This is a genomic window from Caldivirga sp. MU80 (assembly GCF_001663375.1).
Lineage (GTDB): Archaea > Thermoproteota > Thermoprotei > Thermoproteales > Thermocladiaceae > Caldivirga.
Genome location: NZ_LCTF01000047.1, coordinates 1 through 13,364, shown reverse-complemented (window position 1 = coordinate 13,364; position 13,364 = coordinate 1). Strand labels below are relative to the sequence as shown.

12 protein-coding genes and 1 tRNA gene are annotated in these 13,364 nt (G+C 47.0%); 9 read left to right on the top strand and 4 right to left on the bottom strand.

The window, feature by feature from the left end:
• Positions 1-488: hypothetical protein (locus AAX04_RS12205; RefSeq protein ID WP_238377868.1), on the top strand; the 488-nt coding region annotated here is incomplete at its 5' end.
• Here AAX04_RS12205 and AAX04_RS10860 read toward each other — a convergent pair.
• Positions 485-757, bottom strand: a complete 273-nt coding sequence (locus AAX04_RS10860; RefSeq protein WP_066798171.1) for a hypothetical protein — start codon at positions 755-757, stop codon at positions 485-487. The two genes, AAX04_RS12205 and AAX04_RS10860, sit on opposite strands and share 4 nt — an antisense overlap.
• Before the next feature lie 133 nt (positions 758-890).
• Between AAX04_RS10860 and AAX04_RS10855 the strand changes: the two genes are divergently transcribed.
• The 4 genes from AAX04_RS10855 (at position 891) to AAX04_RS10845 (ending at position 4,221) form a co-directional block, all read left to right on the top strand.
• A tRNA-His gene (locus tag AAX04_RS10855) sits at positions 891-965 on the top strand.
• A 505-nt stretch (positions 966-1,470) separates the two neighbouring features.
• Positions 1,471-1,617, top strand: a complete 147-nt coding sequence (locus AAX04_RS12040) for a hypothetical protein (RefSeq protein ID WP_156519828.1) — start codon at positions 1,471-1,473, stop codon at positions 1,615-1,617.
• Positions 1,618-1,840: 223 nt separating this feature from the next.
• On the top strand, positions 1,841-2,875 hold the full coding sequence (locus tag AAX04_RS10850) for an aldo/keto reductase (protein WP_066798169.1): 1,035 nt from the start codon (positions 1,841-1,843) through the stop codon (positions 2,873-2,875).
• On the top strand, positions 2,872-4,221 hold the full coding sequence (locus AAX04_RS10845; protein ID WP_156519827.1) for a hypothetical protein: 1,350 nt from the start codon (positions 2,872-2,874) through the stop codon (positions 4,219-4,221). The genes AAX04_RS10850 and AAX04_RS10845 overlap by 4 nt, the downstream gene beginning before the upstream one ends.
• Here AAX04_RS10845 and AAX04_RS10840 read toward each other — a convergent pair.
• Together AAX04_RS10840 and AAX04_RS10835 are read right to left on the bottom strand one after the other, a co-directional pair.
• On the bottom strand, positions 4,210-5,523 hold the full coding sequence (locus AAX04_RS10840) for an aspartate aminotransferase family protein (protein WP_084761467.1): 1,314 nt from the start codon (positions 5,521-5,523) through the stop codon (positions 4,210-4,212). The two genes, AAX04_RS10845 and AAX04_RS10840, sit on opposite strands and share 12 nt — an antisense overlap.
• 10 nt (positions 5,524-5,533) lie before the next feature.
• On the bottom strand, positions 5,534-8,425 hold the full coding sequence (locus tag AAX04_RS10835) for a heparinase II/III-family protein (protein WP_066798166.1): 2,892 nt from the start codon (positions 8,423-8,425) through the stop codon (positions 5,534-5,536).
• A gap of 85 nt (positions 8,426-8,510) precedes the next feature.
• Here AAX04_RS10835 and AAX04_RS10830 point away from each other — a divergent pair, with 85 nt between their 5' ends.
• From AAX04_RS10830 to AAX04_RS10815, 4 genes are all read left to right on the top strand, one after another.
• A complete protein-coding gene (locus tag AAX04_RS10830; protein ID WP_066798164.1) occupies positions 8,511-10,685 on the top strand; it encodes an ABC transporter substrate-binding protein in 2,175 nt (724 codons plus the stop codon).
• Between the two features lie 425 nt (positions 10,686-11,110).
• Positions 11,111-11,617 carry a hypothetical protein gene (locus AAX04_RS10825; RefSeq protein ID WP_066798162.1) on the top strand — a complete coding sequence of 169 codons (507 nt, stop codon included), beginning with the start codon at positions 11,111-11,113 and terminating at the stop codon, positions 11,615-11,617.
• 219 nt (positions 11,618-11,836) lie between these two features.
• Positions 11,837-12,703 carry a ParA family protein gene (locus AAX04_RS10820; protein WP_066798160.1) on the top strand — a complete coding sequence of 289 codons (867 nt, stop codon included), beginning with the start codon at positions 11,837-11,839 and terminating at the stop codon, positions 12,701-12,703.
• Between the two features lie 3 nt (positions 12,704-12,706).
• Positions 12,707-13,102: a hypothetical protein gene (locus tag AAX04_RS10815; RefSeq protein WP_066798158.1), complete on the top strand. Its 396-nt coding sequence runs from the start codon at positions 12,707-12,709 to the stop codon at positions 13,100-13,102.
• A gap of 59 nt (positions 13,103-13,161) precedes the next feature.
• Here the strand turns inward: AAX04_RS10815 and AAX04_RS12200 are convergent.
• Positions 13,162-13,364: hypothetical protein (locus AAX04_RS12200; protein ID WP_162270142.1), on the bottom strand; the 203-nt coding region annotated here is incomplete at its 5' end.

Below are 13,364 nucleotides of genomic sequence, written 5' to 3'. Positions count from 1 at the left end.
CCAGGGTGAGGGATGAGGAGGATAGTGGGCTACTGATCATGAGGAAGGTCCAGGGGCCTAGGCGTGGTGGCTGGGGGCAGTTCACAGTGAGCTACGTGGTTGGTAACAATAGGTATGCCCTAAACAAATACATAACCAACGACAGGGTCGACGTAGTCACCATACTACCGGGCCGGGAGTACCCGAGTAGAAGGCAGTTAGCCATAATGGAGGGTGAGGGTAAGTACATTGAACTGGTCCTACTACCCTTCCTCAGGATGGGGCTAGTAAACGACCTGGTTAAGGTAGCCTCAGACATAATGGACTACTCCACAAGGGCTGTGCTGTCGCTTGGGGTTGGCTCAATGGGCGACTTGAAGAACCCCATGGACGCCGCGGCGCTACTGGGCATGCTCACTGGTGATAGGGGCTACTGGGTTAGGGCCGTTAAGGATAACCCAATGGCCCTAGTGGTGGATTCAATATACAGGAGCGGCGTATGCTCCTAATCCCCGCTATCGGACTCGTAGAGGAGCATCACGTACCTGAAGTCCTCGTAATTAGGGCTACTGTTGAGGGAGAGCAAGTTAGCCACACCAAGCTCGGCAATCACGGACCTCAGGTTCATTAACTTATGCCTCCTAGCCAACATAGCCCTAGGGTTAACCGCATCAACGCTAACAAGGTTAAGCAGCATGTCAACGAGGAGGTTAAGGTTATATGAAGGACTCGGCTTAAGTAATCTCCCAAGCCGCTGAATAAAGGCTAAAACACCCATCAATACTATAAACGCTGAGGGGGTTAATAAACTTTATTTAGATAAATAGTGCTATTGGGGTTAAGGAAGCCGGCTTAAGGGGGATGTGGGGAGAAAAGCTAATAAGGTTGTTAGGCAAGAGTTAGGCGTTAAGGCCCCGGTAGTGTAGCCTGGTACAACACGCGGGCCTGTGGAGCCCGTAACCCGGGTTCAAATCCCGGCCGGGGCCATCAGATAAGGCACGCATTCTCATTCAACCTTTCAATCTTTTAAAGACCACACTACTATGCTGCATTACGCATTTTGCCGCAAATATATTCAGCATCCCTCAATATGGGTATTAGTAACGATTAGGTATTAAGGATGCCAACGCATTCTAAGCAACCAGGTAAGACACATACATTTTAACTGTTTAAAATACATGAAGTACGCGTTTTCCTCATTCGACTTGTAGGTTTAATGTCTATTAGGCCTGCCGTTTTTGCATGTTTCGTGCAATTTCTTTATTTTGCATTGGGCTAAAGACCATTGGAACACGGATGAGCCATGCAATGAAACCCAAAACTCCATTCCAAAGACTACAATCCAAAATAAAATAAAAACTCAAAACCAAAACAACTGGAGGATCTCAAAAAAGAGAATTGAAGGCCCTAATGACGTTGAAAATCGATTAGATAGTGACAATCGAAAGGAAGAATTACGCATAGTTGATAACTTCTGCACTGAGGGGTACTGTGGTCCAGTCAACACACAGACTTGGCATTCAGTTAAGTAAACTCATTAGGACAGACATCATTGAGATGCAGGGTTCAGAGACGAACTACGTCTATAGGCTGACGTCGATTGGCGAGATGCTGGTTAGCATGTCTCGGAGATGCTGAAGGAGTGGTTGGCTTAGCAAAGGTTTGCATAGATCTACCCAATAACCTGGCCAAGTGGCTTAGGGAAGCCTCAAAGGAATGAGCCCGAGACCCTTATCCTTCAGTATCCTTGGTTACTCCACGGCGTCGGTGAAGCATTGATTAGGGTTCAGTATAAGTAGCAGGTTTAATTTAATTCCTCATAGTGTTAGCATTTAAAAGAGCAGCCCTTGGTGACTGGGATATGTATTACGTTAGGCTTGGTTGGTCTGGGGTTAAGGTCTCCCAGTTCTGCCTTGGCACATGGCACTTGCCTAGGCTTGACTTGGTTGATGAGTTTGGGGTTCGTAGAGTTGATGTTGATGCTGCAATTAAAATAATGAAAAAGGCCTACGACGAGGGAATAAACTGCATAGATACGGCGAATAGGTATCATGGGGCAATGGCACTTGCTGACCTTAACCATGTCGGTAACTCTGAACGTGTGGTGGGACAGTTCTTAAAGACAGTGGATAGGGAGTCGGTTATAGTCGCCACTAAGGTAGGTGGCCAGATGGCTCCTTGGCCTAATGGTGAGGGGTTGTCTAGGAAGCACGTTAGGTGGCAGATAAAGGAGTCGCTGAGGAGGCTTGGGACAAGCTACGTAGACCTGTACCAAATCCACTTCCCAGACCCAAACACGCCCAAGATTGAGGTTCTTAGAACCTTGAGTTGGCTTGTTGAGCAGGGCCTGGTGAATTACATTGGCTTAAGTAACCACCCAGCCCACGACATCGTTGAGTTCATGGAGTTGGCTGAGGGGCGTGGGCTTGAGGCGCCTGTTTCGATACAAGAACTTTACAACATTATAGATAGGGGTATTGAGGAGGATAAGATATCAGTGGCTAGGAGGTATGGGTTGGCCATCCTAGTCTACTCACCGTTGGCGCAGGGTGTGTTAACTGGCAAGTACGTGAACTTCAATGAGGGAAAGTGGACTATCCCAGGTGGGTCAAGGGCTACGTATGCCGACTACGTCAAGCGCTACTTCACTGACAGAAACCTCAAACTTATCATTGAGCTTAATGAGATGGCTAAGTCTAAGGGGGTAAGCTTAACGCAATTGGCCTTAGCCTGGTTAATAGGCATGCAGGAGAGGTTGGGCGTAACGATAATACCCATAATAGGGGCCACGAGGATGGAGCAGCTTGAGGACAATTTAGGAAGCATAAACGTAAAGCTAAGCCAAGATGACTTCAATAGGATTGATGAATTAACACGTACCGGTGGTGCTAAGTGACCTTGAATGCATCTTTCGTTAAGGTGCCGATAACGCCACCCATAGGCCTAAGGCTAGGTGGCTTCGCCCATAGGATGGCGTCACCGTCAAGGTTCATACACGGTGACCTCTATGCACGGGTACTACTCGTAGGTTCACGCATGGGTGAACTAGTCCTAGTTCAACTCGACCTACTGGGCCTATACTCCAGTGACGTGGAGTTGATTAGGGGTATTGTGAGCAAGAGACTGGGTATTAAGGCAGGTGACGTAGTGGTCATGGCAACTCATACTCACTCATCACCAGAGACTGTGATACCCATGTGGGTTAATACATTCCCTTACACAAGGGAGGAGAGAGCTCTATATAACCAGTGGTTTAATGGGCTTTTAAGTAGGCTTGAGGAGTCATTGGAGGGTGGGCCCATTCATGAACCTAAGGGGGTTAGGGTTAAGGTTGGTGAACTCGATGCGGCGGAGTCAGGTAGGTTATGCGTAAGTAGGTTAACTGGAGGCTATGTTAGCGTTAACATCCAGGCAGTGCTGATTGAGACTAGGAATGGGTTGGGGAGGGTAATCCTCTATAGCCATCCATGCCACCCAACCTGCAACATGGACCTAGGCGTCTCCCCAGACTACCCAGGTGAGGTTCACTCGGCATTAACCAGTAGCGGTATTGAGCCCATGTTTATGCCAGGGTTCATGGGTGATGTAACACCCAGTGTGAGGGGGATCAATTGCATAAGTAACTTGGGCAATTCAATTAGTAGAGCAATACTCGGCGGCATGGTTAAGTTAAGTGAGGTTAATAATGATGAAGTTTGGGTCAGGGTGAAGAGGATTAATGTACCACTAAGGCAGCCGCCACCATTAGCCAGGGCTAAGGCTAGGTTCGAGGAGCTGTACGGCAAGGCCAATGAACTTGGTTTAATCAGGAGGGAGCCAATAGAGGACTTGTGGAGGGGGCTTAATGAGAGGTGGGTTAGGGATAGGGAATTGGCGTTGAAGGCCAAGCTCCTACTAGACTTACTCTACGCTGACGAAGAGTATGAGCTTGCTAAGGGCAATGCCGAATGGGAGGCCGCCGAGTTGGGTGTTGTGAAGCTGGGCGACATAACCATGGTTACCGTGCCTGGGGAGCCATTTACAGGAACCCTAAACACCATTAAAGCTAGGTTAAGTGGTAAGGCGTCAGGGGCTAGTATGAACATTATCGGCGTTGGGTATACTAACGGGTACATTGGGTATATCCCAACCCGTGAGGCTTTTAGGCTTGGGTCCTATGAGACTAGGCTGGCTAGGTGGAGTAGGGTTGCTGAGGGTACCGACGATTTGATTGCTAGTGAGATTTTAAGTTTACTTACCTGATGTCTTGATTTTTCTTAGGAATTCCTCCGTTATTTCTATGATTCTTCTCACCTCTTCCCCCGTATGCGCCTTTGTTAACCCATGGTGGAATAATGGGTCTTGGTGCATTAGGTAGTGGTTGTTCATTAGAGCCTCTCTGAACCTTGAGTATAATGCAGCATCTGTTGTTGTGGCTGTCCTGTAGTCGACAACATCAGCGTTGGTGAAGTATACTTGGAATTGCCCACCTATGCCGTAAACCCTAGCCTCAACATCATAATCCCTAAACAGCCTACTTAAGCCTCTTGTTAATTCATTGGTTAGTGAGTTTAAGTAACCCTGCACATCGCCACTCCTCAACTGTGTTAGTGTCGCGTATGCAGCGGCGACAGATATGTAATTGCCATTGTAGGTTCCTGCATAACTAACCAAACCACCAGGCTCGGTGAGCCTCATCAAGTCCTCCCTACCGGCAACTGCGCTTATTGGGAATCCATTAGCCATGGCCTTACCGAAGATGGATAGGTCAGGTTTAACCCCATAATACTCCTGAGCACCACCGGGTGCAATCCTAAAGCCTGTGATAACCTCGTCAAATATTAGGAGAACGTTGTTACTCTCGGTAATCTCCCTAACCTCCCTTAAATAATCCCCACGGGGTAGTATTACACCTGAGTTGAAGCATATTGGCTCAATTATGAACGCCGCAATCTCATTCTTATGCTTAGTCAAAACCCTTCTTAAGGCATCTGCATCATTAAAAGGTACCACGATCACCGACGAGACTAAGGCATCATGGATTCCCCTTGAAATTGGGACAACATTAGGCTCATCCCTAGGCCCAGCCTTGTCGAGTGGTGGGTGTAGGCTAACGTAGACTTGGTCATACCAACCGTGGTAGCAACCCTCAGCCTTAACAATCCTCAACCTACCGGTCGCAGCCCTTGCAATCATCAATGCATGCATGACGGCCTCCGTACCAGTCACAGAGAGCCTAACCATCTCAGCTGACGGAACCATACCGTGGATCAAGTCAACAACCTTGTAGGCCAACTCAGATTCAAGGCCCGTTGTTAAACCGGCCTCAAGAGCCTCCTCAACGGTTTTCTTAACTAATGGATCACCATGACCAAGTATCACAGAGCCGTAGCCAGTAATCAAGTCAACGTACTCAACACCATCAATAGACCAAACCCTCGAGCCAAGGGCCCTACTGAAGTAGATTGGGTTAGGGACCCAAAACCTAATATTAGACTGAACACCACCAGGCGAAACACGCCCATAAAGCCTAAACAACTCGCTTGAAGACACCACATCAACCACCTACATTTAATCACCCACAGATGTTTAAATCTATACCCCCAACCGAAAGCACACACCCGCTTAACGATACCTGCGCACCACTGGGCATTATTAAGCCCCAAAGCACACCCTCACCCCTCACGTCAAGCTCGTAGTAAGTGTATAGTGTTGATTCGTCATGGCCCCTCCACCCACTTCCAATGGTTAACTCACGTGGGGTAACTATGACGTACTCTAGGCCACTGTTACTGACCACTAGTTTAAACAACCCATCCTCAACTGCCTTACCCTTAACCGTACCCATGATGTTTAGGTTAAACCTAAACCTACCATCACCCTTAACGTAATCCCTGATGAAGTAAACCCTATCAATGACCTTAACAAACCTCCTATGAACCACACCACTGTACGTCTCCGCCTCAAACAACGCCTCAACCCCATTCCTAAGCAGATTATAATTAATCAACCTACCCCTCGTTTCAGCCTGATCCTCATCCCTAAGGGTCACCGTGTTGTGGGCAATACTCCTCCTATGCCAAACCCAATGCCTATCACCGTAGTAGGAATCGGCGCCTGAGTCCACTATTATTGGTACACCATTTATGTGGAGTTCGAAGCTTAACTTATCGGGATGCCCATGCCATCCACCATTAGGCCCATAGTCAAGTATGAAGTAGTCAAGCTCATTAACCCTTGCTATGAATCTACCTGAATCGTTGAGTATAAGGAACCTGCTGTGTCTGGGCATTAAACCCCTAGCCCTGTTAAGCAGATTCCCATCCACCTGGCTTAGGGCAATAGCAGCCAACGGATTCTTAATGAGGATCCCCCTCTCAACTAGCCTTAGGCCAATGCCCAGTAGCAACTCATCCTCATACCTAACACCGCCTATTATGAATGGGTCAGGGTCTGGGTAATTAGAGCCGCTGTCCTCAAGTGCCGGTGTCCTCCAGTTTTCATCAGTAACCTCCCAAAGCCAGTAAGCGGCTGCCTTAATCACATGCTTACCATTACTGTTGGTGAATGAGTAGAGGTCAGGGCCACCAGTGGCCCTCAGTAGCTCGGCCGCCCATGTGGAGTTGTTTAAGGCCGAGTTGTGGTATGCCGCTGACAACTCAACCCAACCACCATCAGGCAGGAAGCCCTTACTCAACCCCCTCCTGAAGGCTGCAATGGCCTTAACCATGCCTAGGTCAGAGTTCTTGAAGTTGAATTTGCTTGATATGGTCAGTAGGGCTAATGCCTCAGTGAGCTCCCAGTTACCTAGTGGGTAAACCCACGCGTTGGTTATTTTAATTAACTCACCCTGGGCCCACCTAAACATCGACATTAAGCCGAGTTTAATGTTCCCTGGTAGGTAATCCTCAAGTAGGTCGTAGGCCAGCACTAGGTTGAATAATCCGGCAGAACCAGCGCCACCGTGGATACCATTGAACCAGTGCACTAACGTGCCCTGCCTATACGAGTCAAGTAGCCTATTGATGTTACCTATAGCCGCGGTTAAGGCACCCTCATCGTTGAAGGCCACGTACCTAACGGCCTCCTTAAGGATATTGCCGGACACGGCTGATGTGGGTAGGCCATACCTCTCAGTATTAGGGTCCTCACTGTACGCATATGCCTTAAGTAGGTCGCATGCGTGGCCACATTTACGCAGTTGATCAATGTTTAATAATCTTCTTTTTGAGGAGAAACTCTCCACAGCTAACTCATAGAGACTCAATGAGGCGCCTTTTTCGTCGAAGAAGCCCTCAACGTCATCACTCCACTCATTATCAATGAACCCCAGCAACCCCTCCCTACCCAAATTCTTAAGTACGTTGAGCGCCTCCTCAAAGTCCTCATTCACCGATAAGGCCCTCCTCACCTCCTCATTACCCAACCTGAAGATTAACAGCGGCATTGAGTGTGAGTAATACTCCGGGTCCCATTCACCTGGGTTAACCCTGAAGTTGATAACCACCGGCTTACGTCTACTAAGCCTTAGGGGGACATCCACATGACTTTCAATGGTAATCCCATACCTCCTCACGCTCGGTATAGTCCTATCCAGGACATAACCCCTCCTACCCATCTGTGATAGCGACTTCCTTAACTCAACATACGATTCAACGCTGCTGTAATGGGTATCTTTAAGCGGAATTATTACTAATGAGCCATGGACCTCGTCGCTGGGTTTAACCACGCTTGGCAATTCAACACCAGCAACTATGCTTTCCGAAATGTAGTCAACCCTCCTAAGCCCATGCACCGGTATCAGCATGTACCTTAACTCGCAGTCCCCCTGGCACCTTCTGATTAACTCAAGGTCCACGTTAAACATCTGATCCTCTATGATGCCAATGCAGTCTCCGGAGAGACACCTTACAACTAAACCACACTTGCCAGCTGTATCAATGAAGGCAGTCCATTTGAGGGATGGGAAGTACCTATCAATGTAAGAATTCTTCTTGAATGAGAAGCCTGAGACAGGTGGCTTAATGAACATTGATGTATAGGAGTCTAAGTCCCCTATTTCATCAAAGCCGAACTTAACGAAGTACCTACAGCTGTACAACGCACCAGGTGACTCAGCCCAAAATCCACCACGGCAACAGGCCAGATGAAGGGACTCCCTAATGATGCCTGAACCGTGGGTGGTGATGGTTACGTTAACGGCACCATTGTTTAGGCTTACCTCCTTGCTAACACCTACACCTTCAGCATCACCGCGGATCCTAATCACGTTACCGTTGACGTCAAGGCTCTTTACGCTGATTGGTGGATACGAGGTGAAGATTCCCATACCCTCCTTAAGTAACCTTAACTCAGGGCGCCTGACGGATACGTGGTGCGCGTTAGCGTATTTATCATAGAGGTCTATTATGTAGCCACTCCCCCCATCCACAGTTAACCTTAGGAGCTCATCCTCTAGGGTAACCATCTCTACACCACCTAAGCATCATGACCAATATTTTAAGTATTACCATTGCAAAAACTTTAAAAAACTGCATATTTTATTATAATTGATGCCTGCAATAAGACATTACATTAAGCTTAAAAATGAGAAAATCATATATCTAACAATATTGTTAGTAGTTGCTGTCCTGTTAACTATGGGCTTCATTGTTAAGCATAGGGTTGGTGTGGTTAACGCGCAACAGTACAACATTACGCCCTATAACACCGTGTACATGTACGTGGTTAAGAGTCCACCCGTTACCGGTTGGTCTGAATATAACCCTAACGTGTTCCAGGGTGGCATATGGTGGTATGGTGTTTACCAGCAATTCCTAGCCGCCGTAAACATAACCACAGGCAAGTTCACTCCACTCTTAGCTGAGAATTGGAGCATGATTGAGCTGCCCAATGGAACCCTTGAAGTTCTTATTCACCTTAGGCATAGTGGCTGGGATAACGGCATACCTGTGACCTGCTGGGATGTCTACGTGACAAACATGCTGCTGGGCCTAGTGTCAGCTATGGTTGGCAACGTCACAGTGTTCAACAACTATACCTGCGCCTTCATGATACCTAAAGGCTATTACGCACCATTAACGGTACCTGGTGCCTCAGAGGCCAATGCCTTCATAGCGTTGGAGTGGGGTCAGGGCATTGCCATTGATTGGCAGGACAGCTACGTCTGGGAGCCGATAATCAATATGGCTCAGGCCAACTACAGCTGGATTTGGCTCTACATGTTCGGCAACTCCACTGAGAAGGGTGAGGCAGCCAAGGTACTGTCAACGTTGATACATGACTACTTAACGTATAAACCCACGAGTAGGTTCGGCTACTCCAATGGCCCATACTACCTATGCGACATTACGCCCGAGTATTTCCTGCTCTGCAAGAACCCGTATTACTACGATGTTAATAAATTCGTCCCTCAATACATTGTTGAGTGGCAGTACTCATCCATGTCTCAAGTCTACGCAGCCTTAGCTTCGGGTAAGATAAGTATTTGGTCGACATGGTCAGGAGCATTGACACCATCAATATTGTCTATGGTCTCGAAGAACCCGTACATTAAGATCCTCGTCTTCCCAGCCTTTGGTGGTGATGCGATTTACTTTAACTTCCTTAACCCGTGGTTGGCTATGCCCCAGGTTAGGCAGGCAATATACTACGCAGTGAACTGGACACAACTAGCCGAGGCGGCGTATGGGATGGGTTTCACCTTCCCATCACCAATGCCTCAGGATGGGTTAATGCCCTACTATACAGAGTGGCAGGAGAACATATCCAAGTACTGGGCTGCTCAAGGTTCACCATTGATTAACTACACCTATAACCCGGGTCTAGCCGCCCAGCTGCTTGAGTCCGTTGGTTTTAAGAAGGTGAATGGCATATGGTACACTCCAAACGGTTCGCAATTCACATTAACGTTATACATAGGGTCAGGTTCATCTGCACCTCAGCTCACACTAGCTAATGCAGTAGCCAATGCATTAACAAGCTTCGGAATACCAACAACGGTAATAGTGTATCCAGCAGCCGAGGGTTTAACAGTAGTTAAGCAAGGCAAATATGACTTACTCTGGAGTTATTACAGCGACATCTACAGGCCTGGTATACCATACTATTTCCCCGAGGCCTTTTACTTCATAGGCTATCCATTTAACTACAGCCACTGGAATGGTATAGTTACGCTACCTAACGGTACCACGTTCTCAGTGCCTGAGTGTGGGGTTAAGATAACCACTAACTGCATCTATAGGGTTGCTTGGGCAATTAACCACGACCCATGGTACATACAGGTCGATTGGAATGGTGGTGTAGTATTCCTCAACACGCAGTACATTAACTGGCCGATAAACGACACGTGGATTTGGATAGGTACACTGCAGCACACAACCCCAGCCTGGACCTACCTATTCCAGTTAATATCATTTAAACCCCCAACCACCACAGCCACTACTACGACTACTAGTCCTGTTGCTACTACGGTTTCTACTACGACTACTGTGACTTCTACGACTACTGTTGTTACTTCTACGACTGTTGTTAGTGGTACCACCACGACCTACACCACCACATCCACAGTACCAGTAACAAGCACAGTCACGGTAACAGCAACAGCACCACCAACAACGGTAACAGTCACCAAACCAGTAATCAGCACAACACTAGTAATCGGAATAGTAGTAATCGTAGTAGTCATAGCAGCAGTAGTAGCAGTAATAGCACTAAGGAGGAGGTAAACCTTTAAACTTGTAGGCTTCAACCTTAAATTTAAAACTGTAGTTTTTCCAATTCCCAATCCTTCTCAGCTTTAGTAGTTAATTCAATGTAACCCAAGCTTAAGTGACCTCGTCATAGTAATGGTTACGTTAATCCCCATGTAAATCCCCCAACCTCAGCCTACACCACACTGAAAGAGAAGCCATCAACTACACTAGATGATCTCAAAGGAGAATTGAGGAAGCCTTAGTGCAAAATCCCTGAACCTGTTGAGTTCGGTTTTGAGGATTTTTAAAAATGAAGGTCATTGAAGGCTAGGGTGATTAAGATGCAAGGTGATTTGGTTGGTTTTTACCTATGGTTTCGCTGCCTATCTACGTATCTTAAGTTTCACGTGGCTGTGTCTTTAGTGAATCCCTTTAAGGCACTGTGTGTCTGTCTTAATGTGGTTGTGGTGTCGGGTTTGGTTGGGGGTGTTGTTCAAAGGTGTCTTGGTGAGTTGGGGCTTGGTTTTGGGAGGGGTGGTTGTGACTTATTGGTTGGGGATTGTGGTAGTGTGGGTGGTTTGAGGGGTGTGCCTGGTGTGTATATTCTAGTTGATGGTGGTGTCGTGCTTTACGTTGGTGAGGCTGGTGATGTTGCTAGGAGGGTTGGTGGTGAGCATTGTAAGGCTAGGATCGGGGCATCTGAGGGCGTCACAAGGCTCCTAATGTACCTACTTGGTGAGGTTTGCATGCGGAGTGATGAATGGGTTAGGCTCAATGTTGTTGATAGGGAGAGGTTCATAGTTAACAGAATCCTAAAACCAACAATAAACAAACTAACCATAATAACGGTAACATGCCCACAACTCAAAAACCCAAAAACCAGAAACAGGGAGAGGTTAAAGTTGGAGAAATGCCTAATAAACGAACTAAAACCAACACTCCAATACACACCACGTAAACCTTAAACCCTTAAAACACATCATTAAACAGGCTAAGGCGAGTTAAAAACCTAAAACAATAACCCCAAGAGAACTAAGGAGGGGTGGTGAATACCACGCCTTACTTACGCAACTTAGTGTTTCAATCCCCTTTAACATTCCACATTTTACCTCTGACGTAATGCATGTGGTTGATGCAGTAAAGCATTTAATAATTATTGAGGTATTATTGAGTTAGAGTGGGGAATGCCTCCTAAGGTTATTACCATTACTAACCAGAAGGGGGGTACTGGGAAGACCACCTTAACTGCGCTTTTGGCGTATGGCTTGGCGATTAGGGGGCGTAGAGTCCTCATGCTTGATTTAGACCCACAGAGTCACTTATCGTCCCTATTCCTAAGAATTAACGAGGTGGAGAACATAAGCGATGGTGTGTTGGAACTAGCTATTCAGGGTCGTTTTAAGATAAGGCAAATTGACTTGGGGGTTAAGGTGTCTGGTGAGGTTGGGTTGATACCATCGGGCATTAACTACATAATAGACGTGTTTAGGGGTATGATACCTGCGTGGGATCCTCAAGCCGTGTATAGTAGGCTAATGACGGAGCCGGCTATAAACAAGGGTTACGATTACGTTATTTGCGACACTCCCCCAGAATTATTCACACCCACAATGTGGGGTTTATACGCAGCCGACTACATAATCATTCCATCTAATATGGAGGAGCTATCCCTACTTGGGGTAAAGATCCTGCTTAAGGAAGTCATACCTGACGTCATCATGAAGAGTAAGAAGGAGCCGAAGGTATTGGGAATAGCCCTCATTAACATTACGAGGAGGGTTAAGAGTGATACCATTGCCAAGCTAGAGACTAGTGTTGTGAGGTTTGTTAGGCAGTTACCATCCGCCATCTACAGTAGGGTGTATGGGAAGCTGTTTTTCGATACATTGATTTACAGGGATGATGAATTGAGGGATTTAGCCTATAGGCCTAGGAGGTGGGAGATCCCACTCAGCAGGGTCATAAATAGGTCTAGTGAACTTAGGAGTGAGGTTGAGGGTTTTGCAAGTGAGGTTGAGAATAGGATTAATAACTTCAAGGGCATGGTGTAGGCTATGCCGAAGCGGTGCATAGAACTACCAGAGTACTTGAATAAGTGGCTGGAGGAGTTCGCAAGGGACACCGCTAGGAGCCCCGACGACTTCATAGCGGAAATCCTACACAGGTACTACGATGCTTGGAAGATTGGGAGGGACTCTGCATACAGGCTGGATGAAATTGTTGATGAGTATCTAAAGACTCATGTTAACGCACGTAGTAAGCATGTGATTAGGTATTTCGCCCAGTGGATTAAGAATAAGGGGTTTGAGGTAGGCGACATCAATGAGCAACTTATTGACAAGTTCCTTAGTGATTACCTCTCAACAAGAAGTGTAAGGGAAAGTACTCGCTACGCTTACAGGCGGACTCTAAGGCGTTTTATGACATTCATTAAGGAGGCTAAAGCATGATGAGCATTAAAGTTAGGTTTAAGCTGAATCATTTAAAGACTGCATGCCTAGGCAGTTAACTAAGATGCGGAAGATACCTCACCTGCACCTCCACCGCCCCCTACCTTCAACCTCCTCCACTCGCCTGTGAGTGTTTTGGCAGCTTCAATTAGCCTTACTGGTTTGGGTTCTGTTTCCGTTATGTCTAGGGTGTGGAATTCAACCCCTTCACCATGCCTCTCCTTAACATGCCTCTCAAGCTTAAGTAATTGTGGTAGGAGTA

Coding starts and splice junctions, on each gene's coding strand:
- AAX04_RS10850 (WP_066798169.1), top strand. CDS start 1,841: ATGTATTACGTTAGGCTTGGTTGGTCTGGGGTTAAGGTCTCCCAGTTC.
- AAX04_RS10815 (WP_066798158.1), top strand. CDS start 12,707: ATGCCGAAGCGGTGCATAGAACTACCAGAGTACTTGAATAAGTGGCTG.
- AAX04_RS10820 (WP_066798160.1), top strand. CDS start 11,837: ATGCCTCCTAAGGTTATTACCATTACTAACCAGAAGGGGGGTACTGGG.
- AAX04_RS10860 (WP_066798171.1), bottom strand. CDS start 757: ATGGGTGTTTTAGCCTTTATTCAGCGGCTTGGGAGATTACTTAAGCCG.
- AAX04_RS10835 (WP_066798166.1), bottom strand. CDS start 8,425: ATGGTTACCCTAGAGGATGAGCTCCTAAGGTTAACTGTGGATGGGGGG.
- AAX04_RS10830 (WP_066798164.1), top strand. CDS start 8,511: ATGCCTGCAATAAGACATTACATTAAGCTTAAAAATGAGAAAATCATA.